General features: G+C 60.9%; 1 protein-coding gene. It reads left to right on the forward strand.

Features of this window, described 5'->3' with window-relative positions:
* The coding region (locus AWB68_RS48740) for a universal stress protein UspA (RefSeq protein ID WP_087650533.1) at positions 1–626 on the forward strand (626 nt) is incomplete at both ends.

A 626-nucleotide genomic window follows, 5' to 3' on the forward strand; every position in this document is an offset into this window, starting at 1 on the left:
GCCTACGCGGTTTTCACCCCTGAGCCGCGCTCGTTCTATGTGATGGCCGGTTCAGCCGAGTACTTTGAAAAGCATGATGCGATCCGCAGCGCGCGGCACGGTTCGCTCGAACGACTCTTTCATGCGGAACTGGCCCGCGCGGGTGTGCCGGGCCAATGGGTCGACGTAGAAGGACACGCAAACACCGAGGTATCGCGCCTTGGAAGATGTGCGGACCTGATCGTTGCGGGTCAGGACGATCCGAACGACCCGGAATCGTATATCGGGGACCACTTTCCAGAGACGCTCGTGATGTCCGCAGGACGGCCGGTTTTGTTGATTCCGTACACCGGCGTCTTCCCGGCGATCGGCGAGCGCGTGATGATCGCGTGGAATGGTAGCCGTGAAGCCACGCGAGCCGTGCATGACGCACTGCCGATTCTCAAGGCGGCAAAACAGACAACTGTCGTCGCCATCAATGGAATGAAGAGCGAGCCGCTCGGCAGCCGGATTGCGGGCGCGGATATCGCCGCGGTCATCGCACGTCACGGCGTCAAGGTGGACATCGCGGACATCGACGGAGTAGATGATGTTCCTGTCGGTGAAATCCTCATGTCACGTAGCTCGGACCTCGGTGCGGATCTCGT

Origin of the sequence: Caballeronia choica (assembly GCF_001544535.1) — a bacterium.
Classification (GTDB): domain Bacteria; phylum Pseudomonadota; class Gammaproteobacteria; order Burkholderiales; family Burkholderiaceae; genus Caballeronia; species Caballeronia choica.